22 protein-coding genes are annotated in these 23,596 nt (G+C 72.3%); 9 read left to right on the forward strand and 13 right to left on the reverse strand.

The window, feature by feature from the left end; translation table 11 throughout:
* The 4 genes from ACFO0B_RS28545 to ACFO0B_RS28560 all read left to right on the forward strand — a co-directional run.
* On the forward strand, positions 1-229 hold a 229-nt coding region (locus ACFO0B_RS28545; RefSeq protein WP_449289808.1), incomplete at its 5' end, for an AMP-binding enzyme.
* A 210-nt stretch (positions 230-439) separates the two neighbouring features.
* Positions 440-1,072: a hypothetical protein gene (locus tag ACFO0B_RS28550; RefSeq protein ID WP_378616294.1), complete on the forward strand. Its 633-nt coding sequence runs from the start codon at positions 440-442 to the stop codon at positions 1,070-1,072.
* Entirely contained in the window at positions 1,062-1,616 is a 555-nt protein-coding gene (locus tag ACFO0B_RS28555; protein ID WP_378616296.1) for a DUF6529 family protein, read from the forward strand. The genes ACFO0B_RS28550 and ACFO0B_RS28555 overlap by 11 nt, the downstream gene beginning before the upstream one ends.
* 17 nt (positions 1,617-1,633) lie before the next feature.
* Complete coding sequence (locus tag ACFO0B_RS28560) at positions 1,634-2,065, forward strand: QcrA and Rieske domain-containing protein (RefSeq protein WP_378616298.1); 432 nt, start codon at positions 1,634-1,636, stop codon at positions 2,063-2,065.
* Between the two features lie 45 nt (positions 2,066-2,110).
* Here the strand turns inward: ACFO0B_RS28560 and ACFO0B_RS28565 are convergent, their stop codons facing one another.
* Both ACFO0B_RS28565 and ACFO0B_RS28570 read right to left on the reverse strand, forming a co-directional pair.
* The gene (locus ACFO0B_RS28565) at positions 2,111-2,803 is read right to left on the reverse strand and encodes a hypothetical protein (protein ID WP_378616300.1); all 693 of its coding nucleotides are present in this window, start codon (positions 2,801-2,803) and stop codon (positions 2,111-2,113) included.
* Positions 2,804-2,874: 71 nt separating this feature from the next.
* On the reverse strand, positions 2,875-3,765 hold the full coding sequence (locus ACFO0B_RS28570) for a hypothetical protein (protein WP_378616302.1): 891 nt from the start codon (positions 3,763-3,765) through the stop codon (positions 2,875-2,877).
* A 133-nt stretch (positions 3,766-3,898) separates the two neighbouring features.
* Between ACFO0B_RS28570 and lspA the strand changes: the two genes are divergently transcribed.
* The 3 genes from lspA to ACFO0B_RS28585 all read left to right on the forward strand — a co-directional run bounded on the left by lspA (position 3,899) and on the right by ACFO0B_RS28585 (position 6,315).
* Positions 3,899-4,507, forward strand: a complete 609-nt coding sequence (gene lspA / locus ACFO0B_RS28575; protein ID WP_378617242.1) for a signal peptidase II — start codon at positions 3,899-3,901, stop codon at positions 4,505-4,507.
* A 70-nt stretch (positions 4,508-4,577) separates the two neighbouring features.
* The gene (locus tag ACFO0B_RS28580) at positions 4,578-5,504 is read left to right on the forward strand and encodes an RluA family pseudouridine synthase (RefSeq protein ID WP_378616304.1); all 927 of its coding nucleotides are present in this window, start codon (positions 4,578-4,580) and stop codon (positions 5,502-5,504) included.
* Complete coding sequence (locus ACFO0B_RS28585) at positions 5,497-6,315, forward strand: hypothetical protein (RefSeq protein WP_378616306.1); 819 nt, start codon at positions 5,497-5,499, stop codon at positions 6,313-6,315. Before ACFO0B_RS28580 ends, ACFO0B_RS28585 begins: the two co-directional genes overlap by 8 nt.
* Before the next feature lies 1 nt (position 6,316).
* Here ACFO0B_RS28585 and ACFO0B_RS28590 read toward each other — a convergent pair whose 3' ends face one another.
* Entirely contained in the window at positions 6,317-7,171 is an 855-nt protein-coding gene (locus tag ACFO0B_RS28590) for a PhzF family phenazine biosynthesis protein (RefSeq protein ID WP_378616308.1), read from the reverse strand.
* A gap of 65 nt (positions 7,172-7,236) precedes the next feature.
* Positions 7,237-9,621, reverse strand: a complete 2,385-nt coding sequence (locus ACFO0B_RS28595) for a cation-translocating P-type ATPase (RefSeq protein ID WP_378616310.1) — start codon at positions 9,619-9,621, stop codon at positions 7,237-7,239.
* A gap of 70 nt (positions 9,622-9,691) precedes the next feature.
* Here ACFO0B_RS28595 and rarD point away from each other — a divergent pair, with 70 nt between their 5' ends.
* Positions 9,692-10,603, forward strand: a complete 912-nt coding sequence (gene rarD / locus ACFO0B_RS28600) for an EamA family transporter RarD (RefSeq protein WP_378616312.1) — start codon at positions 9,692-9,694, stop codon at positions 10,601-10,603.
* Here rarD and ACFO0B_RS28605 read toward each other — a convergent pair.
* The 3 genes from ACFO0B_RS28605 to ACFO0B_RS28615 all read right to left on the reverse strand — a co-directional run bounded on the left by ACFO0B_RS28605 (position 10,597) and on the right by ACFO0B_RS28615 (position 15,831).
* Complete coding sequence (locus ACFO0B_RS28605) at positions 10,597-13,797, reverse strand: arabinosyltransferase domain-containing protein (RefSeq protein ID WP_378617243.1); 3,201 nt, start codon at positions 13,795-13,797, stop codon at positions 10,597-10,599. The two genes, rarD and ACFO0B_RS28605, sit on opposite strands and share 7 nt — an antisense overlap.
* Positions 13,798-13,928: 131 nt before the next feature.
* Positions 13,929-14,435, reverse strand: a complete 507-nt coding sequence (locus tag ACFO0B_RS28610; RefSeq protein ID WP_378616314.1) for a hypothetical protein — start codon at positions 14,433-14,435, stop codon at positions 13,929-13,931.
* Between the two features lie 55 nt (positions 14,436-14,490).
* A complete protein-coding gene (locus ACFO0B_RS28615) occupies positions 14,491-15,831 on the reverse strand; it encodes a DNA polymerase IV (protein WP_378617245.1) in 1,341 nt (446 codons plus the stop codon).
* A gap of 247 nt (positions 15,832-16,078) precedes the next feature.
* Here ACFO0B_RS28615 and ACFO0B_RS28620 point away from each other — a divergent pair, with 247 nt between their 5' ends.
* On the forward strand, positions 16,079-16,963 hold the full coding sequence (locus tag ACFO0B_RS28620; protein WP_378616316.1) for a UTP--glucose-1-phosphate uridylyltransferase: 885 nt from the start codon (positions 16,079-16,081) through the stop codon (positions 16,961-16,963).
* A 70-nt stretch (positions 16,964-17,033) separates the two neighbouring features.
* Here the strand turns inward: ACFO0B_RS28620 and ileS are convergent, their stop codons facing one another.
* The 6 genes from ileS to ACFO0B_RS28650 all read right to left on the reverse strand — a co-directional run.
* Positions 17,034-20,165, reverse strand: a complete 3,132-nt coding sequence (ileS, locus tag ACFO0B_RS28625; protein WP_378616318.1) for an isoleucine--tRNA ligase — start codon at positions 20,163-20,165, stop codon at positions 17,034-17,036.
* Between the two features lie 243 nt (positions 20,166-20,408).
* A complete protein-coding gene (locus ACFO0B_RS28630) occupies positions 20,409-20,615 on the reverse strand; it encodes a hypothetical protein (protein WP_378616320.1) in 207 nt (68 codons plus the stop codon).
* 71 nt (positions 20,616-20,686) lie between these two features.
* Positions 20,687-21,523 carry a DivIVA-like cell division protein Wag31 gene (wag31, locus tag ACFO0B_RS28635; protein WP_378616322.1) on the reverse strand — a complete coding sequence of 279 codons (837 nt, stop codon included), beginning with the start codon at positions 21,521-21,523 and terminating at the stop codon, positions 20,687-20,689.
* 67 nt (positions 21,524-21,590) lie between these two features.
* Entirely contained in the window at positions 21,591-21,893 is a 303-nt protein-coding gene (locus ACFO0B_RS28640; protein WP_067655253.1) for a YggT family protein, read from the reverse strand.
* Positions 21,894-21,983: 90 nt separating this feature from the next.
* Positions 21,984-22,784 carry a cell division protein SepF gene (locus ACFO0B_RS28645; protein ID WP_378616324.1) on the reverse strand — a complete coding sequence of 267 codons (801 nt, stop codon included), beginning with the start codon at positions 22,782-22,784 and terminating at the stop codon, positions 21,984-21,986.
* A 109-nt stretch (positions 22,785-22,893) separates the two neighbouring features.
* Positions 22,894-23,596 (reverse strand): YggS family pyridoxal phosphate-dependent enzyme (locus ACFO0B_RS28650; RefSeq protein WP_378616326.1); only part of this gene is annotated, 703 nt, incomplete at its 5' end.

Below are 23,596 nucleotides of genomic sequence, written 5' to 3' on the forward strand. Positions count from 1 at the left end.
CGCGGTGGAGGCGCTCACCGCCGAGCTCGGTAAGCACGTGGCCAAGGAGATCAGCCCGATCGCCAAGCCGCGGGAGATCCACATCGTGCCGGAGCTGCCGAAGACGCGCAGTGGGAAGATCATGCGCAGGCTGCTGCGCGACGTCGCGGAGGGCAGGGAGCTGGGCGATACCAGCACCCTGGTCGACCCCACCGTCTTCACCGCCATCGCGGGTACCAGGGCCGACTGATCGATTCGCGCGCGACCCGGCCACCGACGAGAGGTGGCCGGGTCGTTCGCCTTTCGGGGACACGCCGACGACACGCCGCACTCGGAGCGAATTCCCGAGTGCGGTGAACCATCGGGGGCGGCCGTGCCGTGGTCGGGGTGAAACGCGGTACCGGTGCTCAGCCCGCAGGCACCGGTCACTCCCGCGTTCGTCACCTGATCGGAGCGAACGATGACACGTCGTGGCCCGCTGCTCACTCTCGCAGCGGCCGCCGTGCTGGGCCTGGCCCTGCTCGGCGTCAATATGTCCAAGGAGGAGCCGGCGCCAGCCGCGGCGACAGCGCCCGCGGCGTCGGTGGTTCCGCCCACCGCCGCGCCGAGCCCCGCGGCCGCAACCGGTCCGGCGCCTGCCTCGGCGCCCTTCCCCGCGAAGGCCGACTACGTCGGCACGATCACCAGGGCCGCCGGACCGCCGCTCACCCTGGCGATCACCGTCGAGGACGGCGCGGTCACCGCGTACGCCTGCGACGGCGCGGCGGTCGAGACCTGGCTGCAGGGCCGGGTCATCGATGACGTCGCGAAGCTGGAGGGCAGGAACGGGGCCCGGCTGGAGGGCAGGGCAGGCGGCGGCGCCGTGCGCGGCACGCTCTGGATCGGCGACAAGAGCTGGGAGTTCACCGCACCGGTCGTGACCGGCGAGGCCGGGCTCTACGCCGCCACCGACAGCGGCGTGCGGCAGAGCTGGATCGTGGACGGCTCCGGCGGCGTGACCGGCGTGCGCCGCGGCGCCGACGGCGCGACCGCCCCGGCGGGTCCACTGCCCACCACCGCGACCCGGATCGGGGGTGGCGACGGTGTCGGCTGAGCAGCGCACCGCCGCCCCGAGCGTGGTGATCCTCGGCGCCGTGCTGATCGGCGCCGCCGTCGCGGTGGCGCTCGGGGCGTACGGCACCCTGCACGACCCCCGGTTCTTCTCGGTGAACGTCGCCGGGTTCTCCAGCCCGACCTCGGTGAAGTCCTGGCTGGCGACGCTGGCGACGGTGCTCGCGGTGTTCCAGCTCGGCTCGGCCGCCGCCATGTACGGCCGGATTCCCGGGTGCACCGCCCCGAGCTGGTTCGGCGCGGCGCACGCCTGGTCCGGGCGGCTCGCGGTGCTCGCCGCCACCCCGGTGGCGGTGCACTGCCTGTACGCGCTCGGTTTCCAGCACGGCGAGCCGCGGGTGCTGGCGCACTCGCTGTTCGGCTGCTTCTTCTACGGCGCCTTCGTCGCCAAGATGCTGCTGCTCACGCGCAAGGGGTTGCCCGGCTGGGTGATCCCGGTCGCGGGCGGCGTGCTCTTCGCCGGGCTGGTCGGCGTCTGGCTCACCTCCGCGCTGTGGTTCTTCCAGAACAACGGCCTCGTCCTCTGATCCGAATGGAGCTTCCCATGACCACATCCCCCACCGTGAGCAGGCGCGGCGTCGTGCTCGGTGCCGGTGTCGCCGCGGCGGCCGCCGCGGTCGCCGGGTGCAGTACCTACGGTGCCGAGCCGGCCGCTCCCGCCCCGGCCGCACCGGGCACCGCCGAGCCGGGCGCGCCCATTCCGGCGCTGGCCAAGACCGCGGACGTTCCGGTCGGCGGCGGGGTGATCGTCGGTGACACCGTGATCACCCAGCCCACGCCGGGCAACTACGTCGGGCTCTCGTCGACCTGCACGCACGCGGGCTGCACGGTGACCGAGATCCAGGACGGCGCCATCGACTGCGTCTGCCACGGCAGCAAGTTCGCGCTGGACGGCACGGCGGTGGCGGGTCCGGCGAAGAAGCCGCTCGCCGCCAAGGTCGTCAGGGTCGAGGGCGATTCCATCGTCGCGGGCTGACCCGCGGCGACGTGCCCGGCGCCGCGGGCGGCGGAGCGTCCGACGTCAGGGGCCTGCGATGCCGCGGAGCCTGCGGACCTGCTGGGCGGTGAGCGCGCTCAGCACCTCCGGCTGGACCGATTCGGGGGCGGTCACCGCGATCTGGGTGAGGGTGTCACCGACCTGCACCAGGGCGACGGCGGAGTGCAGCGTCAGCTCGTCGGCGCGGACCAGGACCTGGTAGGCGGTGCTGCTGTCGCCGGCGGCCGGCTGGTCGAACGGGGCCACCTCGTAGCTGATCGACGGGTCGCCCGCGTTCTCCGGCGGGGCGATGTCGGTGAAGGTCACGCACTCGCGCAGGGTGCGCTGCACCGTCGCCAGCGCGGCGGCGACCCCGTCGGCCGGGTAGGCGGCGGCGTCGATGTCGATGCTGGAGAAGTCGGGGCCCGCGTACTGCACCGCGGCGTCCGCGCGGGCGCCCGGCGCCTGCGCGGCGACGGGGGTGAGCACGGCGACGCAGGCGGCCGGGTCGGTGGCGTCGGTGCTCGCGCCGGCGCCCGGGTCGCGCGGCGGCAGCGGGGTGAAGCTGCCTGGCAGGTCGGTGCTGGAGAGCAGCCGGTTCAGCAGCTCCGCCGACCCGGCGGGGCCGGGGCCGGTGACCGGCGCCGCGGTGACGGGAGCGCCGAACGACGGCAGCCCACCGGACGGCGCGGGAGCCACCGGTTCGTCGTCCCCGCACCCGGCCAGGACGAGCGCCACCAGCACGGCACCGGCGGGCCCGCGCGTGGCACGCCCCGCCCTCCGGACGAACGCGGGCGTACCCGCCTGTCTCACTCGCCCCACGAGACCTGGGTATTGATCGTCTGCTGCAGCATGCTGTCGCTGCGCGCGTCCCGGTACGCCTGGTGCCCGCCGACGGTGATCGAACCGGCCACCGGCAGCGGCAGCCCCAGGTCGACGGTGATCGTGCCGGACCCGGTCATCCGGTAGTCCTCGATCTGCAGCGTCCCCGCGTCGTTCGGCAGCGACCAGACCGCCGACTTGGGCGTCTGCGAGACGTCGAGCTGCAGCGTGAGCCGGTCGCCGTCGCGCTCGGTGAGCGTCGCGGTGGTGACCTGGTCCAGCAGGACGCCGCCGGTCACCTCCTGCCGCACCGTCCACATGGCGCCGACGCCGACCGGCTCGTCCGGGAAGGTCACCGAGCGGTACACCGCCTGGTAGAAGGCCTGTTCCAGCGCGGCGCGCGCGGTGTTCGAGGTATCGGGGGACGGGGCGAGCCGGAGCGCGGTGATGGCGCCCAGCTCGCTCATCTCGAAGCCCGCGTGCGAGCCGCCCGCGTCGGTGAGCGCCTTGGCCAGCACCGGGTCGTCGGTGGTGACATTGCCGAGCACCAGGTCGATACCGTCCGCATCCGCCTCGGCGGTCATCGGGATGGTCATCTCCGGGTTCGAGAAGTCACGCGGCTGCTGGTCGTTGATGATCTGCTCGATGTTGTGGTCGGTGCGCAGCGTCACCTGCTGCACCGTGCCGACGGCGTAGTGCGGGCGCAGCGGCGCGCGCGGCTCCTCGCCCGGGTACACCAGCGTGGTGACGGCCGCCGAGATCGGCACCGTCACCTCCTTGCCGTAGCCGAGCGGCTCGGTGGCTTCCAGGTCGCTGCCGGGCTCCCCGCCGTCGCTGCACCCGATGCCGAGCGCGGAGAGCCCGACCGCGAGCACCATCAGAAACACCCCCGAGCGGGTCGCCCGGGGAGCCAGGGGAGAAGACAACACCGTCACGTGCATCAGCGTACGACCGGTTCCTGAGCGCAGCCTGGGACATCCGGGGCGAATCGCCGGGCCGGCTCGAGCGATGATGGTCGTCGTGACCGACGACCGCCCCGCCGACAACGAGCCGGCCGCAGCCGGCGACAGCCGAGCGAGCACCGAGCCCGCGGCCTCCGGGCCCGGGCCGAAGCGGCTGCCGCTGCTGCTCGTCCTGGCCGCCGTGCTCTACGGCCTCGACCTGCTCACCAAGAGCATCGCCGTGGCGAAGCTGACCCCGGGCGACCCGGTGTACCTGATCGGCGACGTCGTCCGGTTCTCCCTGGTGCGCAACCCGGGCGCCGCCTTCTCCATGGCCACCGGGATGACCTGGCTGCTCACCCTGGTGGCGGCGGGCGTTGTGGTCGCGGTGATCCGGATCGGCAGCACGCTGCGCTCGCCGTGGTGGGCGGTCGGGCTCGGCATGGTGCTCGGCGGCGCGCTCGGCAACCTCACCGACCGGCTCTTCCGCGCGCCCGGCCCGCTGCAGGGGCACGTCGTCGACTTCATGGCGGTGGGCTGGTGGCCGGTGTTCAACGTCGCCGACTCGGCCATCGTGTGCGGCGCGATCCTGCTGGTCGCGCTGACCGTCTTCGGTTTCGAGCCGGACGGCACCAGGAGTACCGGCAAGGCGGCTGCGGGCAAGGAGGATGCCGCATGAGCGAGTCAGGCCCGGAGGCGGGAGTGCAGCGTGGCCACGGCGGGCCCTCGATCATGCGAGAGGATGCGGCGTGAGGGAGACCAGGACCATGCCGGTTCCGGACGGGCTGGACGGCATGCGGGTGGACGCCGGGCTCTCCCGGCTGCTCGGGCTCTCCCGCACCGCGGTGGCGGCGCTCACCGCCGAGGGCGCGGTGCAGCTGGACGGCGTCGCGGCGGGCAAGTCGGATCGGCTCATCGCGGGCGCCTGGCTCGAGGTCGAGTTCCCCGAGCCGCGCCGCGAGCTCACCGTCGACGTCGAGCCGGTGGACGGGATGCGGATCCTCTACGCCGACGACGACATCGTCGCGGTGGACAAGCCGGTCGGCGTGGCCGCGCACACCGGGGTCGGCTGGAGCGGCCCGACCGTGGTCGGCGGGCTGGCCGCGGCGGGCTACCGGATCTCCACCTCCGGCGCGCACGAGCGGCAGGGCATCGTGCACCGGCTCGACGTCGGGACCTCGGGGGTGATGGTGGTCGCGCAGTCCGAGCATGCGTACACCGTGCTCAAGCGGGCGTTCAAGCAGCGGACGGTGGACAAGCGCTACCACGCGCTGGTGCAGGGGCACCCGGACCCGTCCAGCGGCACCATCGACGCGCCGATCGGCCGGGCCAGGGGCAACGACTGGAAGTTCGCGGTCACCGCGGACGGGCGGCCCAGCGTGACGCACTACGACACGGTGGAGGCGTTCCAGGCGGCCAGCCTGCTCGACATCCACCTGGAGACCGGGCGCACGCACCAGATCCGGGTGCACTTCTCCGCGATCAGGCACCCCTGCTGCGGCGACCTGACCTACGGTGCCGATCCGCGGCTCGCCGAGCGGCTCGGGTTGCAGCGGCAGTGGTTGCACGCGCGGGCGCTCGGGTTCCACCACCCGGCGGACGGGCGGTGGCTGGAGATCACCAGCGAGTACCCGGACGATCTGCGGCACGCGCTCGACGTCCTCCGGGATGCCTGAGCCCGGCGCTCGCGCGGCGGGGCCCGATCGCGCGGCGGGGCCCGGCGCCGATGCCGTGCCCGGCGCCCGAACCGAGCGCGGCGCCCACGGCGAGCCCGGGGTGGACGGCGAGCACGGCACGGAGGTTCCGGATTCGGAGCCCTTGGATCCGCGCTGGCGCAAGGGGCTGATCGCCGGGGTGATCGGGCTGCTCGTACTCGCCGGCGTCGGGATCGGCGCGCAGACCCCGCCGCGCTCCACCGGCATCTCCACCGACCGGGTGGGGCCGGAGCGGGGCGAGGCCGTCTCGGCGTACCTGACCAGAGCGCGCGCCACCCTGGAGCGGACCGACGACGCGCCGCGCTGGGCGCTGGTCTCGTTCACCGAATACCTCCCGGCGGAACGGGTTCCGGCGCTCGCGGGCGAGATCAGGGTGGCCAGGGTGCTGGAGCACGTGCCGCTGGAGCGGGTGCAGACCCCGATCGTGGCGATCCCGGTGCCGGACTCCGCGAGCGCGATCACCGCCGCCGCCGCGGCCGCGGCCGACATCCTGCGCGACCGGCTCGACCGCCAGCCCCTGGATCAGCGCGCCGCGCAGGTGCACGAGGTGGCCGTCGCCCGGCTGCGCGCCGGCTGCGCCTGCACCGCCGGACTGGTGGTGCGCGCCGCCCCCGCCGCGCTGCGGGAACTGGCCGCGCACAGCGATGTCCGCGCCGTCGAGGCGCTCCCCGCCGACACCGTCGCCGACCGCTTCGCGGTCACCCCGCTGCTCCCTGGCACCGACGGCACCGTCGGCCCCGAGCCGGACGACGGCCAGGTCCCCCCGCGCTGACTCAGCCCGCACCATCCCCCCGCGCCGCCGTGACGTACCCGTCCGGCACCTGGACCACCCCGTCCAGATAGCGCCTGCACCGCCCGGCCACCAGCACCCGCTCCCCCACCAGCTCGACGCGCAGCGCCCCGCCGCGCCGCGACAACTGCCTGGCCCGGAACATCGTGCGCCCCAACCGCTCCGCCCAGATCGGCGCGAGCTGGGCGTGCGCCGACCCGGTGACCGGATCCTCCGGCACCCCGATCCCCGGCGCGAACATCCGCGAGACGAACTCCACCGCGGCACCGGGCGCCGTCGCCACCACCCCGCGCGGCACCGCCGGGAACGCCCCGAAATCCGGGCGCAGCGAACGGATCTCGGCCTCGCTGCCGAAGACCAGCACCTCGTCCGCCCCGGAGAACGCCGCCACCGGCTCGGCCCGCAGCGCCGCCACCAGCGCCGGATCCACCGGCACCGGCACCGACCCCTGCGCGGGCAGGTCGAGCACGTACTCGTCGTCGTCGGTGCGCTCCACGTGCAGCCACCCGCTCCTGGTCCAGAACGACACCGCGTCGATCCCGGGGTGCAGGTCCTCCAGCACCTGCGCGGCGGCGGCGAGGGTCGCGTGCCCGCAGAGCGCCACCTCGGTTGCCGGGGTGAACCAGCGCAGGTGGAAGGCGGGCCGGTCGGCGGGCGGCACCCCGGCGGCGGCGGGCAGCGCGGGGGTGAGGAAGGCGGTCTCGGAGAGGTTGTTCTCCTCGGCCAGCCGGTGCAGCAACCCGTCGGGCAACCACGCGGTCAACGGCATCACCGCGGCCGGATTCCCGGTGAACGGTGCGTCCGCGAACGCGTCGATCCGGTGCAGCAGTACCTCCATGGCTCCAGAAGGTACACCGAGCGCGAATGCCCGCTTGCCGCAAGGTTTCTGGTGGCGGTTCGGGTCTACTTCGCGGAGCTGCGGCGGCCGAACCACTGGGCGATCTCGACCAGCACCACGCCGACCGCGCCGCAGCCGAAGGCCGCCGCGGTGAGCCGCGGATTCGAGGGGTCGAGCAGGAAGAACTCGCGGGTGGACGGCAGCGAGAAGAGCAGCACGTAGGCCAGCACCGAGGCGGCGATCAGCAGCACCTTCCACCACACGTAGGGCCGGGCCACGATCGCCAGCACCCACACCGCGATCACGATGAGCGTGATCAGCGCGGTGGTGCCCGCCTGGATCCGCTGCTGCTCGCCCGCATCCGGACCGGCGTAGGCGATCAGGTAGGCCACGAAGGTGGCGACGCCGATGATCACCCCGGACGGGATGGCCAGCTTCATCACCCTGGCGACGAAGCCGGTGCGGGCGCGCTCGTTGTTCGGCGCCAGCGAGAGCACGAAGGCCGGGATGCCGATGGTGAACCAGGCCGCGATGGTGACGTGCCGCGGCAGGAACGGGTAGGCGATCGGGTCGTAGCCGAAGATCTGCGAGCCGACCCCGGCCAGCCCGACCAGGAAGGCGAGCAGCACCGAGTAGACGGTCTTGGTGAGGAAGAGGTTGGAGACCCGCTCGATGTTGCCGATCACCCGGCGGCCCTCGCCCACCACGTACGGCAGGGTCGCGAAGCGGTTGTCCAGCAACACGATCTGCGCCACCGCGCGGGTGGCCGGGCTGCCCGACCCCATCGCGACGCCGATGTCGGAGTCCTTCAGCGCGAGCACGTCGTTCACGCCGTCGCCGGTCATGGCGACGGTGTGGCCGCGGGACTGCAGCGCGCCGACCATGGCGCGCTTCTGGTCCGGGCGCACCCGGCCGAAGGTGGTCTCGCGGTCGAGCAGGCCGGCCAGCTCGTCACGGCCGTCGGGCAGCGTGCGGGCGTCGACGGCGTGATCGCCGCCCGGCAGCTCCAGCGAGCCGGCGACGGCACCGACCGAGACCGCGTTGTCGCCGGAGATCACCTTGATGGCGACGTCCTGCTTCGCGAAGTAGTCGAGGGTCTCGCGGGCGTCCGGGCGCACCTTCTGCTCCAGGACGACCAGCGCCTCCGGGGTGACCTCGCCGGGGGCGCCAGGCGCGTCCACCGCGCGGTCGCCGCGCGCGAGCAGCAGCACCCGCAGCCCGGCGGCGCCGAGCTGCTCGGCCCTGCGGGCCGCCGAGGACTGCGGGTCGAGCAACACGTCGGGGGCGCCGAGCAGCCAGTTCCCGTGCTCGCCGTAGGAGTGGCCGCTCCACTTGGTGGCCGAGGAGAAGGGGGCGACCGCGGTGGAGCCCCACTCCGGACGCTCCGGCAGCGCCTCGGCCAGCGCCTGCACGCTGGCGTTCGGGCGCGGGTCGTCGGCGGCGAGCGCGGCGAGCGCGGTGCGCGCGGTGCCGCCGTCGTCGCCGGTCAGGCTCTCGATATCGGCGAGCCGCATACCGTTCTCGGTGAGCGTGCCGGTCTTGTCGGCGCAGACGACGTCCACCCTGGCCAGCCCCTCGATCGCGGGCAGCTCCTGCACCAGGCACTGCCGCCTGCCGAGCCGGACCACGCCGACCGCGAAGGCGATGGAGGTCATCAGCACCAGCCCCTCCGGCACCATCGGCACCAGCGCGGCCACCATGCCGGTGACCGCGGGCTGCCAGCCCTGGTGGCTGGAGAACAGCTGGTTGTAGATGCTGAGCAGCCCGGCCGGGACGAGCAGGAAGGTGATGAAGCGCAGGATCCGGTCGATGCCGCTGCGCAGCTCCGAGTGGACCAGGGTGAACTTGCTCGCCTCCTCGGCGAGCCGGGCGGCGTAGGCCTCGCGCCCGACCTTGGTGGCCCGGTACGCCCCGGAGCCGGAGACCACGAAGCTGCCGGAGAGCACCTCGGCGCCGATCTCCTTGTCGATCGGGTCGGCCTCGCCGGTGAGCAGCGACTCGTCCACCTCGAGCAGCTCGGCCTCGAGCACCTCGCCGTCCACCACGATCTGGTCGCCGGGGCCGAGCTCGATCAGGTCGTCCTGCACCACCTCGCCGGGCGGCACCTCGGCGGCGACCCCGTCGCGGCGGACGAGGGGCCGGGCCTGGCCGACGATGGCGAGCTCGTCCAGGGTGCGCTTGGCACGCACCTCCTGGATGATGCCGACCGCGCTGTTGGCCACGATGAGCAGCCCGAACATGCCGTCGATCGGCGATCCGGCGGCCAGTACCAGCACGAAGAGCACGCCGAGGATGGCGTTGATCCTGGTGAAGACGTTGGCGCGCACGATCTCCCGCACCGAGCGCGACGCGCGGGCCGGGACGTCGTTGGTGCGGCCGTCGTTGCGGCGCTGCTCGACCTCGGCCGCGGTCAGCCCGGTCGCGGCATCCGCTCGGACGGAAACAGACATGCCGCAAGGCTACGGGGGTACTGTCCGCGGCCTGCAACGCGGCGCGGCGCGGCGAACTACCGTGGATCGGGTGTGGCGGAAGCGGTCGGTACCCGGGGTGGCGTTCGGCGCGTCGGCGTATCTGCTCTGGGGGCTCTTCCCCGCGTTCTTCGGGCTGCTGGCCTTCGCCGGGGCGGTCGAGGTACTGGCCGAGCGGATCGTCTGGACGCTGGTCGTCGTCCTGATCGTGCTCGCGGTCACCGGGCGGTTGCGGCAGTTGCGCGGGATCGACGCCCGCACCTGGCGGCTGGCCGCCGGCGCGTCGCTGGCCATCTCGGTGAACTGGGGCGTCTACGTCTTCGGGGTGCTCTCCGGGAACGTGGTCGAGTGCGCGCTCGGCTACTTCGTGAACCCGTTGGTCACGGTGGCGTTCGGGGTGCTGATCTTCCGGGAGCGGCTGGCGCCGGCGCAGTGGGTCGCGCTCGGGCTCGGGACGCTCGCGGTGCTCGTCCTGACCGTCGATCTGGGTCGCCCGCCCTGGATCGCGCTCGTCCTCGCCTGTTCGTTCGCCCTCTACGGGCTGGTCAAGAAGGTGATCCGGCTGGACGCGCTGCGCAGCGTCGCCGCCGAGGGGGTGGTCGGCGCGCCGATCGCGCTGGTCTTCCTGGTCGTGCTCGCGGTGCGCGGCGAGAGCTCCTTCGGCGACGGTCTCGGGCACACCGCCCTGCTCGTCGCCACCGGCCCGGTCACCCTGGTCCCGCTGCTGCTCTTCGCCACCGCCGCCCAGCGGGTCCCGCTCTCCACCATGGGCCTGCTGCAGTACCTCACCCCGGCGCTCCAGATGCTCTGGGGCGTCGCCGTCCTGCACGAACCCATGCGGCCCTCCCGCTGGGCCGGCTTCGCCCTGATCTGGTGCGCCCTCCTCATCTTCAGCACCAACGCCCTCTTCCGCGCCCGCACCAACCGCCGCCCCCGCGAGTCCCTCGAAGGACGCGATCAGTAACCGGTGAGGACAGGCCCCGGGCTCCACAGCCCGGACCGGCTCTCCTGCACCACTTGCGGCCGCGCCGGGACAGCACTCGGATCGATCCGGCCGAACCGCTGCAGTTCACCCCAGTCCCGCCGCCAGTCGTGCGCGAGATAGGTCGGCAGCGTCTCGGCGCGCAGCAGCAGCCCGGTCCAGCCGAGCGGCCCCCCACCGTCGTGGTTCTGCCAGAGGCTGGTGATCTCGGCGCCGGGGCGGTCGGGCAGCACCCGGTACTCGGGCACCTCGGCGATGCCGTCACGGTGATCGAACGGCCGCTGGCAGGGGAACTGCAACCCGACCATCCAGTCCAGCAGCACCGGCGCGGACGACCCGACCACCTCGTTCAGGGTCGACGTGCGCGGCACCCGAGGTGGCGTCAGGGCGATCCACTGCGCCGGATTCCGGTCCCGGTCGACAGCGACGATCCGCACCACGTCCGCCCCGGCGGGGATGTCCGCGAGCGGCACCCGCAGATTCCGCCAGGACGGCGCCGGACCGATATCGATCGGCAGCAGCCGCCCACCGGGGACCCCGTCGGCGGTCCCGTACTCCAACTCCACCGTCTGCCCCGGCGTCACCACCCCGTCGCTGTCCACCGAGCGGATCCGCCCGGCCGCGCCGATGGCCACGATCCCGTCCCGTTCCGCGGGCAGCCGGTACCAGCCGGTGGTCAGCTCGGCCGGACCCGCGTCACCGGAGCCATAGCTGCCGAGCATGGGCACCCGCGCCGGATCGAGCCCGAAGGGCAGCGCGGCCGAGCGGGTGCCGTTGGCGGTGTCGGAGTTGGTGGTGCCGCTGAGCGCGTCCGCGATACTCCCCGATGCGCTGCTCTCGTCGTCCGGGCGCAGATCGGCGGCGACCCCGCCGGGCACGAACCCGGTCCCGGTCCCGGCCAGCGCGGCCCCGGTGTCGCCGGTGAGCGGCGCCAGCACGGACCCGTTCGGATCGGTCTCCACCAGCACCTCGTCCGCCAGCCCGCAGGGCGCGCCAAGCACCGCCGAGATATTCGAACTCGCCAGCGTGAACGCCGGATACCGGCTGACCGCCGCCTTGCCGAACGAGGCCACCTCCAGCAGCACGGCCAGCGCCAGCGCCAGCGCGAGCACCGGCATCGCCGACAGACGCCGCGCGAACCCGGAGATGTGGTGCGGCGTCCCCGGCTCCGGCGCCCGCACCTGCCACCACGCCGCCACCGCGAGCAACCCGGCGGCCAGCAGCAGGAACACCGTGCTGAGCTGGATGCCTGCCAGCGACACCGGCTTGTCCCACCAGGGGATGCCGTACGAGGAGACGTACCACCAGCCGTTGTCGCCGGTGAAGGCCAGCGCGAGCAGGAAGGCGACGACGGCGCCGAAGAGCGCCCGGTTGCGCGGCGCCTTCATGACGGCGGGCGCCACCGCGACCGCGGCGAGCACCGCCACCATCCCCGCGACCCCGGCGAAGACGCCGAAGTGGTGCGTCCACTTGGTCGGCGTGACCATCACCAGCAGCAGCGTGCCGACGGCGGTGCCGAGCGCACGGCGGGTCGGCCCGGCGGCCGTGGTCGGGATCCGCCCGCCCTTGCGCAGCAGGACCAGCACGCAGGTGAGCACCCCGGCGAAGAGCAGGAAGATCCCGGCGCGGCGGGCGAAGGAGCCGTCCACCTCCGGCTGCAGCAGGTACTGGTAGCGCAGGTACTCCTGGAACCACTTGACGTCCGGGCCCGCGATGGCGTGCACCCGCTGCATCTCGCGCATGGCGCTGAGCGGCTGGTCGGCGAAGGCCACCGCCAGCACCAGCGTGCCGGCGGCGCCGATCGGCGCGGCCGGTGAGAGCCCGGCCAGGAACCGGCGCGGGCCGGTCGCCCGGCGCCGGACGATGTGCGCCAGCGGCCGCAGCCCGGCCAGCAGCGCGGCGATGCAGAGCACCCCGGACGGCCCCGCGGTGCAGGCGAAGGCCGCCACCAGCACCGCGACCGCAGCGGGCAGCAGCCGCCGGGTGGCGATGGCGCGCTCCATCGAGCACCAGGTGAGCACGATGCCGAGCGCGACCACCGGCTCCGGGCGCAGGCCGTTGTCGTAGGGCAGCCAGACGGCGAGGAAGGCGAGCGCGCCGGTCCAGCGCGCGACCCGGTGGTGCCGTACCGCGACCCCGAACCGCGGGATGACCTCGCGGCTGATCAGCAGCCAGATCAGCAGCCCGGCGAAGAGCGCGGGCAGCCGGACGAACGGGCTGGCGGTGCTGATCTCGGCCAGGATCCGGATCAGGTCGTAGTACGGCGTGCCGACCGGGTTCTCCGGCACCCCGAAGTAGCGGAAGTAGTTCGCCATGTAGCCGGCCGTGCCCGAGGTGCGGGCCATGCCGAACTGGTAGCCGTCGTCCGAGGTGGTGGAGCCGATGAAGTACCAGAGCACCATGACCGCGGTGACGAAGCCGTCCAGCGGGGTGAACCGCCACCAGCGCGCGGGCAGCACCCGGCGCGGGCGCAGGCCGTCGCGCCGGTCGAGGACGGACAGCGCGGCGAGCGCGAGCACCGTGCTCAGCGCGGCACCCCAGATGGCGAGCAGTTTCAGCGTGCCGGGCGTGGAGGAGAAGCGGGAGTCGACCTCGGCGCGCATGCTCGCACCGGCCGGGTCGGGGAGGTCGCTGAAGAGCCCGGCCACCTGCGGGCGGAAGTCACCGGTGAGCGTGGCCTCGGTACCGCCCGCACCGGTGAAGGTGGCGGCGTCGCCGTCCGCGTGCAGGGTGAGCACGCAGCCCGGCGGCAGCTCGGTGACCGGGGTGCTCAGCAGGGCCTGGTTGCGCAGCACCACGTCCAGCCGAGTGGTTTCACCGGGCCGCACCTGGGCGATGAAGCCGTAGCGCTCGAGATCGGGGGCGCCGACCGGCGCGGTCGCCGCGAGCACCCCGCCCTCGGGCAGCTGCTCGACGGCATCGCACGGGATGGTGGCGTCGAAGGTCAGCGGGGCGTAGGCGACCAGCGGCGCCTCCACCGAACCGGGGGTACCGCGCTGCGGCCACTCCAGCGTGGTGACATCCATCCGTACCGGGAGCAGCGGGACCGCGATGGCGCAGAGCATGCCGAACAATCCGGCGATGAGGGCGACCGGAGCGGCCCACCGGCGGGCGCCGCCGGGGGATCGAGCGGGCTCCGGGGCGTTCACGGAGGGCTCGCGCCCGGCCCGCACCATCGTTTCGGCCACGGGGCTCGATCGTGCCACGCGCGATCGCCCGCCCCGGCCCCGGGGTCCGGCCCCGGAACGGCGACCGGCCGGTCACCCCGGGAAACGAGGTGACCGGCCGGGCCGGTGCACTGCGGCGATCAGGCGGTGCAGGCCGCCGACTGCTGGCCGAGCGCGGTCAGCATCTGGCAGGCCCACTGCTTCTGGACCTTCCACTTGCCGTCCTCGGCGACGAACGGCACGTCGACCACGTTGGTCTGGCCGTTGAGCACGAAGTTGGCCTTGGCGTTCACGCTCTCGCCGAACGAGGTCACGTCGGTCACGGCGACCGTGACGCCATTCGCCTTGGCGGCTTCGGCGAGCCGGTTCGGCAGCTCCGGATCGGCCTCGATGCCCTGCACCAGCTCCAGCTTCTCCGAGCTCGGGATCGACGGATCCAGCGCGGTGCCGAGCTGGGTGTTCAGCTGCTCGACGGTCGGGACCGGGGGCAGCGCGGCGCTCGACGCGGAGGTGCTCGCCGCGCTGCTCTTGCTGGTCGTGGTGGCGGGCTTGTTCTCGGTGTCGTCGCCGCCGCAGGCCGTCAGGCCAAGCGACGCGACGATGGCGAGGCCCGCGATCGCGATTCGTCCGGTCTTACGAAGCTTCAACTGCTCGTCCTTCACATATCGGGGAGGTTCGCTGCACGAGCCACCCAGGCTACCGTCAGCGAAGGCTGCCGAGCGGGTCGGCTCGGGACAGCCTCGGGTCGTCGGCAGCGAACGTACGCGCCGGACCGGGGCCTGTCGAGCGGGTCTCGAACCGCACCGTCACCCGCCCGTGCCCGGCCCCCTGCACCCAGCCGTGCCCGTGCTCGGGGTGCGCCACGTCCAGCCCCGGGTACCAGTGCGGCAGCGCGGCGTTCGCCGCCGGATCCCGCGCCGCGACCGGAAGCGGTTGCGGCACAGCGCCGCCGGGGAAGTAGCCGGGCTCGGCGTCGTCCGGTGCCGCCGAGGCGGGCAGGTCGCGGTCCAGCTCGGGAAAGAGCGACTCCTGGCGCACCGTGGAGAGCCCGGCGTACCCGACCCCGACCAGCCGCACCGCCCCCAGCTCCATCGGATCGATGGCCGAACGCTGCGCGGCGGTGGCGAGGGTGGCGGCATCGGTGGTCGCGTACGGCAGCGTGACCGAACGGGTCACGATGCTCATGTCCGCCTTCCTGAGTTTGAGCACGACGGTCCGCGCGGCCCTGCCGTCCCTGGTCAGCCGCTTGTACGCCGCCGCGGCCATGGCGTCGATGGCCGGGCGCAGCTGGGCGAGCGTCACCAGGTCGTGCTCGTAGGTGGTCTCGGCGCTGATCTGCTTGGCCTCGGCGCGCTCGGCGACCGGGCGGTCGTCGATGCCGCGGGCCAGTCGGTGCAGCGCGGCGCCGACGCTGCCGCCGAGCAGCGCGGCGGCCTCCTGCTCCGGCAGCGCCGCGAAGGCGCCGACCGTCTCGATCCCGGCCGCGCGCAGCCTGCCGTCCGCGACCGGCCCGATCCCCCACAGCTTGCGCACCGGCAGCGCGGCGAGCAGCACGTCCTGCTCGGCGGGGGCGATCACCCGGATACCGTCCGGCTTGGCCAGCCCGGAGGCGATCTTCGCCAGCTGCTTGCCGGTGCCTGCGCCGACCGAGGCGACCAGCCCGGTGCGCTCGCGGACCAGCGCGCGCAGCTCCGCGCAGAACTCCGTCACCGCGGCGGCGGTCGCGCCGGCCAGCTCGACCGGCTCGCCGAACGCCTCGTCGAAGGAGAGCGTCTCCAGCACCGGGATCCGCGAGCGCAGCGCGTCGAACACCTGTCCGCTCACGGTGCCGTAGACCGCGCCGCGCGGGGGGAGCACCACCGCGGTACTCCCCACCAGCCGCCTGGCCTGATGCATCGGCATGGCCGAGCGCGCGCCGTAGACCCGGGACTCGTAGCTGGCCCCGGCCACCACCCCGCGCTGCCCGACCCCGCCGACCAGCACCGGGCGCCCGCGCAGCGTGGGCCGGGTGAGCTGCTCCACCGAGGCGAAGAAGGCGTCCATGTCGATGTGCAGCACCCAGCGGCGGGCCGCCTGACCGGTCGTCACCGGTGCCCCGCACCCGGGAGCCGGGCGTACGGCACCGCCGGTACCGAGGCGGGGCTGCGGGCGGTTCGCACGGCTGGAGAATCTACGCCCGCCCACCGACAGCGAACGCCGTGACCAGGCCGGAAAACGGGGGCGGGTGCCGAATCCCCGCCCGGATCGGGGGCTCCGCGCCGACCGGTGGTCGCTGTGTGATGATCGGCGCATGAAGATCCGCAAGGCCGTGATTCCGGCCGCCGGAATCGGCTCCCGGCTGCTGCCGCTGACCAAGGCGATCCCCAAGGAGATGCTTCCGGTCGGCGACAAGCCGGTCATCGAGCACACCGTGCGCGAACTGGTCGCCTCGGGCATCACCGACATCACCATCGTGGTCAGCGGTGGGAAGTCGCTGATCCAGGACCACTTCCGCCCCAACCCCGCGCTCGTCGCACAGCTGCGCTCGGACGGGAAGACCGCGTTCGCCGACGCCGTCGAGGAGGTCGGGGAGCTCTCCCGGCGCGGGCACATCACCTACCTGGACCAGCACGGGCCGTACGGCAACGGGACGCCGGTGCTCAATGCCGCGCGGCACGCGGGCGACGAGCCCATGCTGGTGCTCTGGCCGGACGACGTCTTCGTCGCCGAGGTGCCGCGGGCGCAGCAGCTCATCGACGCCTACGAGAGCACCGGGGCGCCGGTGCTCGCACTGCTGCCGATGGATCCGGCGGATTCGCAGCGCTACGGGGTTCCGGTGGTCGCCGAGGATCGGGGGGCCGGGTTGCTCCGGATCACCGGGTTGCGGGAGAAGCCGAAGTCCGCGGACGCGCCGTCCTCGTTCGCCGCGATCGGCGGGTACGTGGTGACGCCGGGGATCGTCGACGAGCTGCGGGCGCAGACCACGGAGTGGTATCGGCACCGGACCGGGGAGATCTACCTGACGGATGCCATCAATACCTACGCCGCGGCGAATCCGGTGTTCGGGCAGGTGATCTCGGGGCGCTGGTACGACACCGGCAACCCGGCCGACTACCTGGTCGCGCAGTTCGCCTCCGCGTTGGCGCACCCCGAGTACGGTGCGTTGCTCCGCGACCTCTGCGTGCCGCAGGACTGAGTCCCCGGGGGAACCCTGCCGCACCTGGCAGAGGGTCCGGGGGGACGTCAGTCCCCCCGGAAAAACCCTCTCACACCTTGGCGACAGCCACCCTGACCCCACCGCAGACGACGGGCGCGTCATCCCCGGCCGGACCGAAATCCAGTGACGTGGCGAGGATCTCGCCGCCGATCAACGCCGCATGGCGCTCGGCCCACGCCCGCTGCTCGGCGGGCACGTCGAGAACGACGCTGATCCGATCGGAGACGTCCAACCCGAGCGACTTCCGCGTCTCCTGCAGATCGCGGATGAGATCCCGAGCCCACCCCTCCGCTTCCAGCTCCTCGGTGACGGTGTCGTCCAGCACGACGAGCCCGGCATTCCCCGGCAGCGCGGCAGTGGACTCCGGCGAGGCCGCGACCAGCCGCCTGCTGTACTCCTCCGGCAGCAGCGCGACATCGGCCACGCGCACCACGCCGTCGGCGTCCTCCGCCCAGTCCCCCGCCTTGACCGCCTTGATCACCGTCTGCACCTGCTTGCCGAGCCGAGGCCCGGCCACCCGCGCGTTCACGGTCAGCTCGAACCGCCCGTGCGCGTCCACGTCGGTGGTGAGCGTCACCTTCTTGACGTTCACCTCGTCGGCGATCACGTCGGCGTAGTCCCGCAGCCGCTCGGCGTCGGCCGCCGCGATCGTCACCTCGGAGAGCGGCAACCGCACCCGCAGCTTCTTCGCCTTGCGCAGGCTCAGCACGGTGGAGCAGACCACCCGCACCTCGTCCATGGTGGCGACCAGCTCGGCGTCGTGCGGCAGCTCGCCATCGGCGGGCCAGTCGGTGAGGTGCACCGAGCGCCCGCCGGTGAGCCCGCGCCAGATCACCTCGGTGATCAGCGGCAGCAGCGGCGCGGCCAGCCTGGTCACCACCTCCAGCACGGTGTGCAGGGTGTCGACCGCGTCCCGGTCCTCGCTCCAGAACCGGTTCCGGCTCCGGCGCACGTACCAGTTGGTGAGCGCGTCGGCGAAGCTGCGCAGCTCGTCGCAGGCACCGGCGATGTCGTACTCCTCCAGCGCCGCGGTGACCACGTCGCGGGTGGCCGCGAGCTTGGCCAGGATGTACCGGTCGAGCACGTGCGGCGAGTCGGTGCGCCAGGTGCCCGGCTCGGTGGCGTAGAGCTGCAGGAAGGTCCAGGCGTTCCAGAGCGGCCGGAGCGCGTGCGAGACCCCCTCGCGGATCCCGCGCTCGGTGACGATGAGGTTGCCGCCGCGCAGGATCGGCGAGCTCATCAGGAACCAGCGCATGGCATCCGAGCCGTCCCGGTCGAACACCTCCTTGACGTCCGGGTAGTTGCCCTTGGACTTGCTCATCTTGAGCCCGTCCTCGCCGAGCACGATGCCGTGCGCCGCGACGGTCTCGAACGCCGGGCTGTCGAAGAGCGCGGTGGCGAGCACGTGCAGCGTGTAGAACCAGCCGCGGGTCTGGCCGTTGTACTCGACGATGAAGTCGCCGGGGAAGTGGCCGTCGAACCACTCCTTGTTCTCGAACGGATAGTGCACCTGGGCGTACGGCATGGAGCCGGACTCGAACCAGCAGTCGAGCACCTCCGGCACCCGGCGCATGGTGGACCTGCCCGTCGGGTCGTCCGGGTTCGGCCGGGTCAGCTCGTCGATCATGGGCCGGTGCAGGTCGGTGGGGCGGACGCCGAAGTCGCGCTCCAGCTCGTCCAGCGAGCCGTACACGTCGAGCCGGGGGTGGGCCGGGTCGTCGGAGCTCCAGACCGGGATCGGGCTGCCCCAGTAGCGGTTCCGGCTGATGTTCCAGTCCCGCGCGCCCTCCAGCCACTTGCCGAACTGGCCGTCCCTGATGTGCTCGGGCACCCAGGTGATCTGCTTGTTCAGCTCGACCATCCGGTCACGGAACTTGGTCACCGCGACGAACCAGGACGGCACCGCCATGTAGATGAGCGGCTGCCCGGAGCGCCAACTGTGCGGGTAGGAGTGCTCGATCGTCTCGTGCCGCAGCAGCTTTCCGGCCGCCCTGAGGTCCTTGATGATCACCGGGTTGGCGTCGAAGACCATCAGCCCCTCGTACGGCGGCACCATCGAGGTGAACTTGCCGCCCTGGTCCAGCGGCTGCACCAGCTCGATGCCGTTGGCGACGCAGACGTCCATGTCCTCCTCGCCGAACGCGGGCGCGAGATGCACGACGCCGGTACCGGAATCGGTGGTCACGTACTCCGCGGCGAGCACCCGGTGCGCGTTCGGGTGGCCGGCGAAGAAGTCGAAGGCCGGGGTGTAGGCGAGGTCGACCAGCGCGGCGCCGACGTGCTCGGAGAGCACCTCCGGCTCCTCGCCCAGCTCGCGCGCGTAGTGCGAAACCCGCTCCGCGGCCAGCAGGTAGCGCTTGCCGTCGGCGCCGCGCAGGTGCACGTAGGTGAGGTCGGGGTGCACCGCGATCGCCAGGTTCGACGGCAGCGTCCACGGCGTCGTCGTCCAGATGACCGCCGCTGCGCCGTCGAGTTCACGCAGCGGGTGGTCGTCCGGCACCCGCAGCACCATGTCGACGGTGACCGCCGGATCCTGGCGCATCTTGTAGGCGTCGTCGAGCCGGGTCTCCTGGTTCGACAGCGGCGTCTGCTCGTACCAGCTGTACGGCAGCACCCGGAAGCCCTGGTAGATCAGCCCCTTGTCGTACAGCGTCTTGAACGCCCACATGACCGACTCCATGAAGTCGAGATCGAGCGTCTTGTAGTCGTTGTCGAAGTCGACCCAGCGGGCCTGGCGGGTGACGTAGTCACGCCATTCCCCGGTATAGCGCAGCACCGAGGACTTGCACGCCGCATTGAATTCGGCGAGCCCCATGGCGTCGATCTGTGATTTGTCCGTGATACCGAGCTGCTTTTCCGCTTCGATTTCCGCGGGCAGCCCGTGACAGTCCCATCCGAAGCGCCGGTCGACGCGGTTTCCGCGCATCGTCCGGTAACGCGGAACGAGGTCTTTCACGTATCCGGTGAGCAAATGGCCGTAATGCGGCAGCCCGTTGGCAAACGGCGGTCCGTCGTAGAAGACGAACTCCGGTGCCGCGGAACGGTTTTCGATACTCGCCCGGAAGGTGTCGTCGGCCGCCCACGCGTCGAGCACGCGGCGCTCCAGCTCCGGGAACGCCGAGCCGGCGCCCGCGGCGAGGTCGACGCGCGGGTACGCGCTGCGGGAAGTGTCGTCCGCCATGGCGGTGTCGGGTCTCCTCCGTGCCGCCGCGCCCATCGGCGCGGTTCGCTGGCACGGGGACGACCCTGGCGCGGATGCGCCGAGACCGCGGTACCACCCCGCTTGCCCTGGCCGCGCTGCGGCCGGACCTCTCGTTGCGAGCTGTGACGGGCTCACCCGTTCGGTTCTACTTGGCGCGGAGCGCGCGCCGTTCTTCCGAAGGCTCCCCGGTGATGGCCGGATCGATGCCGTACAGGTTTCAGTCTATCGGCGGCGGTCAACTCTTTTGGGAGCGGGTTCGCGATCGCCCTCCGCGGCGCCCCCGCCGCCGAGCGCACTCGCCAGCAACAGCACTGCCCCGAGCACGCACACCACGATGCAGCCCCAGGCCCAGAGCACCGAGCCGGTGGTCAGGGCGGTCACGAGCAGGGCGAAGCCGATCGCCGCGAGCACCAGCGTCAATACCAGCACGGTGACCCCCAGTGGAGACTCGACAGGACGCGCTACCGCTCGGCAACTGCCGAACGGACCCTGCTACAAGTCTACTTGCCGCCCTTGGCGAAGGAGGCGGGCGCGAGGCTGTTCGCACCGGTATCGAAGCCGCCGTCGTCCACCGGGACCGCGGAGCCGCGGTTCTCCAGCTCCTCCAGCTGCGATTCCAGGTAGGACTTCAGCCGCACCCGGTACTCCCGCTCGAAGGTCTTGAGCTGCTCGATCCGGCTCTCCAGCACGCTGCGCTGCTGGGTGATGGTCGCCATGATCTCGGTGTGCTTGCGCTCGGCGTCGGCCTGCAGCGCGTCCGCCTTCTCCTTGGCCTGGCGGAGCTGATTGTCCGAACGGGTCTGCGCGTCGGAGAGCATGGAGTCGGACTTCTGCCGCGCGTCCGCGATCATCGAGTCGGAGCGGTTGCGGGCATCGGCGACGAGTCGCTCGGAGTTCGCTCGCGCGTTGGAGAGCAGGTTCTCCGCCTCGCTCTTGGCGTCGCTGGTGAGCCGGTCGGCCATCTCCTGGGCCAGGCTGAGCACCTTCGCCGCCTGCAGGTTCGCGTCGACGCCCTGGCTCTCCGCAGCCGGTACCGCGGGCATCGGCGGCTGCGGGGCGGGTGGTATCGGCTGTTTGATCGGTTCTGGCGGCGGCGCCTGCTGGACCGGGGGTTTCACGATGCCGGGGCCGGGGCCGCGGTTCTTCTTGGCGTCCGTCAGCTCGGCGTCCAGCTCGGCGACCCGCTGCCGCAGATCGGCGTTCTCCTCGATCAGCCGCGACAGCTCCTGCTCCACCAGATCCAGGAACGCGTCGACCTCGTCCTCGTTGTAGCCGCGCTTCCCGATCGGCGGTTTGCTGAACGCGACGTTGTGCACATCAGCTGGGGTCAGCGGCATCGAAGGATCCCTTCACGCGTCTTTTGGAGATCTGGCAGATCTGACATCTCGTTCCCGGACCATTCTGTCACACGGGAGCTACGGGCTGCCCGAGCCTGCCCACGATGGACATCAGGATGAACACGATGAATAGCAGGACCATAATCGACAGATCGAGCCGAATTCCCCCCAGCGACACCGGTGGTATCAAGCGCCTCAGGAGTTTCACCGGCGGATCCGTGATCGTGAAGATCACCTCGAGCACGACCACCACGAACCCGGTCGGGCGCCAGTCGCGGGCGAAGCTGCGGATGAACTCCACGATCACCCGGCTGATCAGCAGCAACCAGAAGATGAACAGGACGAAGTAGAGCACCGCGAAGACCACCACGACATCACTCTGCCCGAAAATCGGCGACGCGCAAAACGACCGCGCCGGTCCGGCTCGGCCGGACCGGCGCGGTGCCCGCTGGCAACGCCGTTACTTCTGGTTGTAGAAGCCGGTTTCCGCGATCCGGCGACGCTCCTCCGCCGAGACGTCGACGTCCGCCGGTGAGAGCAGGAACACCTTGGTGGCCACCTTGTCGAACGAGCCACGCAGCGCGAACGCCAGCCCGGCGGCGAAGTCGACCAGCCGCTTGGCGTCGGCGTTGCTCAGGTCGACCAGGTCCATGATCACCGGGTTGCCCTCACGGAAGCGCTCGCCGATGATGCGCGCCTCGCTGTAGTCCCGCGGGCGCAGCGTGGTGATCTTGGACAAGGGACCTCCGTCCTCGAAGATCCCCGGCCGCCTGGTGGCGACCGGCTCGGCGCGCATGCGCTCCTCGAGCCGGCGCTCCTCCGCCTCGGGATCGACGGCGAGCGCGCCGCGGGTGGCCCCCCGCATCATCGGCGCGCCGCCGCCCGCCGCGCGGAACCGCCCCGCCGCCGCGGAGTCGATCCGGGTGGGGCGGCGCGGTGGCGGCTCGTACCGGTCGTCGGCGTACCCCTCGTCGGCGTACTCCTCGCGCCGGGGCAGCGGCGGGTAGCCGCCGGAGTAGGGCGACTTGTAGGCGGGCTCGGGGTAGTCGGATTCGGCGGCGTAGTGCTCGTCGCCGTAGCCGTCGGAGGGGGAGCCGTAGCGGCTGTACGCGCCGTACTCCCGGTCGAATTCACGCGCGCGCGAGCGCCGGGGGCCGCGGTCGTCGATGCCGTGCGGGGCCCGGTCGTCGACATAGTCGTCCTCGTACTCGTCGAGTGGAACCATGCCGAAGTACGCCTTGAACTTGTGCAGCGTGCTCATCTGGTCGACCTTCCTTCGGCCCCGGTGGCGGCCGGGTGTTGAAGTCTTGCTCAGCACCCCTCGTCAGTCCCCAGCATATGTGTCGAATGTGACTGATGAGGTTTCTTTGCTAGCCCGAGGTTATCGGGCGTGTACCCAGGAGCGCGGTACCGACACGCACACAGGTGGAACCGTGTGCCACAGCTGATTCCAGATCGCCCGACATGCCCGCCGAGAGTTCGCTCGCGCCCGGGTGATCGGCCCGCAACCGGGCGTGCAGACTCGCCAGCCGCGCGAAGGCACCGTCCGGCTCGGCGTCCAGCGGCGGAATCGCCATCAGGCCAGCGAGTTCCAGCGCGGGGGCGGCCGCGACGCGGTCGGCCAGCGCGGGCAGATCGGCGGGTGCAACGCCGCCCCTTCCCGGGTCGGTGTCCAGGCTGATCTGGAGCAGCACCCGCAGCGGGGCGGTGCGCTCCCCCGCGTCCAGCGCGGCGGCGGCCGCGGTGTCCAGCGCGGTGGCGAGCCGCTCGCTGTCCACCGATTGCACGGTGTGCGCCCAGCGGGCCACGGTCTTCGCCTTGTTGCGCTGCAACCGGCCGATCATGTGCCAGGCCACCGGCTCGGCGAGAGCCGGTGTCAGCTCGGCGACCTTGGCGGTCGCCTCCTGTTCGCGGGATTCGCCGAAGGCGCGACAGCCGAGGCCGTAGAGGATGGCGATATCGGTCGCCGGGTGGAACTTGGTGACCGGCAGCAGCCGCACCGCGCCCGGTTCGCGGCAGGCGGCGGCCCGAGCGGCCTCGATCCTTTCGGTGACGGCGGCGAGCCGGGCGGCG

It is taken from the genome of Nocardia jiangsuensis, from assembly GCF_042650385.1.
Classification (GTDB): domain Bacteria; phylum Actinomycetota; class Actinomycetes; order Mycobacteriales; family Mycobacteriaceae; genus Nocardia; species Nocardia jiangsuensis.

Bases quoted from the DNA above. Each gene is read 5' to 3' on its own strand.
- ACFO0B_RS28550 (WP_378616294.1), top strand. From the start codon at position 440: ATGACACGTCGTGGCCCGCTGCTCACTCTCGCAGCGGCCGCCGTGCTG.
- ACFO0B_RS28560 (WP_378616298.1), top strand. From the start codon at position 1,634: ATGACCACATCCCCCACCGTGAGCAGGCGCGGCGTCGTGCTCGGTGCC.
- ACFO0B_RS28570 (WP_378616302.1), bottom strand. From the start codon at position 3,765: ATGGTGCTCGCGGTCGGGCTCTCCGCGCTCGGCATCGGGTGCAGCGAC.
- lspA (WP_378617242.1), top strand. From the start codon at position 3,899: ATGGTCGTCGTGACCGACGACCGCCCCGCCGACAACGAGCCGGCCGCA.
- ACFO0B_RS28585 (WP_378616306.1), top strand. From the start codon at position 5,497: ATGCCTGAGCCCGGCGCTCGCGCGGCGGGGCCCGATCGCGCGGCGGGG.
- ACFO0B_RS28590 (WP_378616308.1), bottom strand. From the start codon at position 7,171: ATGGAGGTACTGCTGCACCGGATCGACGCGTTCGCGGACGCACCGTTC.
- ACFO0B_RS28595 (WP_378616310.1), bottom strand. From the start codon at position 9,621: ATGTCTGTTTCCGTCCGAGCGGATGCCGCGACCGGGCTGACCGCGGCC.
- ACFO0B_RS28605 (WP_378617243.1), bottom strand. From the start codon at position 13,797: ATGGTGCGGGCCGGGCGCGAGCCCTCCGTGAACGCCCCGGAGCCCGCT.
- ACFO0B_RS28615 (WP_378617245.1), bottom strand. From the start codon at position 15,831: ATGGACGCCTTCTTCGCCTCGGTGGAGCAGCTCACCCGGCCCACGCTG.
- ACFO0B_RS28620 (WP_378616316.1), top strand. From the start codon at position 16,079: ATGAAGATCCGCAAGGCCGTGATTCCGGCCGCCGGAATCGGCTCCCGG.
- ileS (WP_378616318.1), bottom strand. From the start codon at position 20,165: ATGGCGGACGACACTTCCCGCAGCGCGTACCCGCGCGTCGACCTCGCC.
- wag31 (WP_378616322.1), bottom strand. From the start codon at position 21,523: ATGCCGCTGACCCCAGCTGATGTGCACAACGTCGCGTTCAGCAAACCG.
- ACFO0B_RS28645 (WP_378616324.1), bottom strand. From the start codon at position 22,784: ATGAGCACGCTGCACAAGTTCAAGGCGTACTTCGGCATGGTTCCACTC.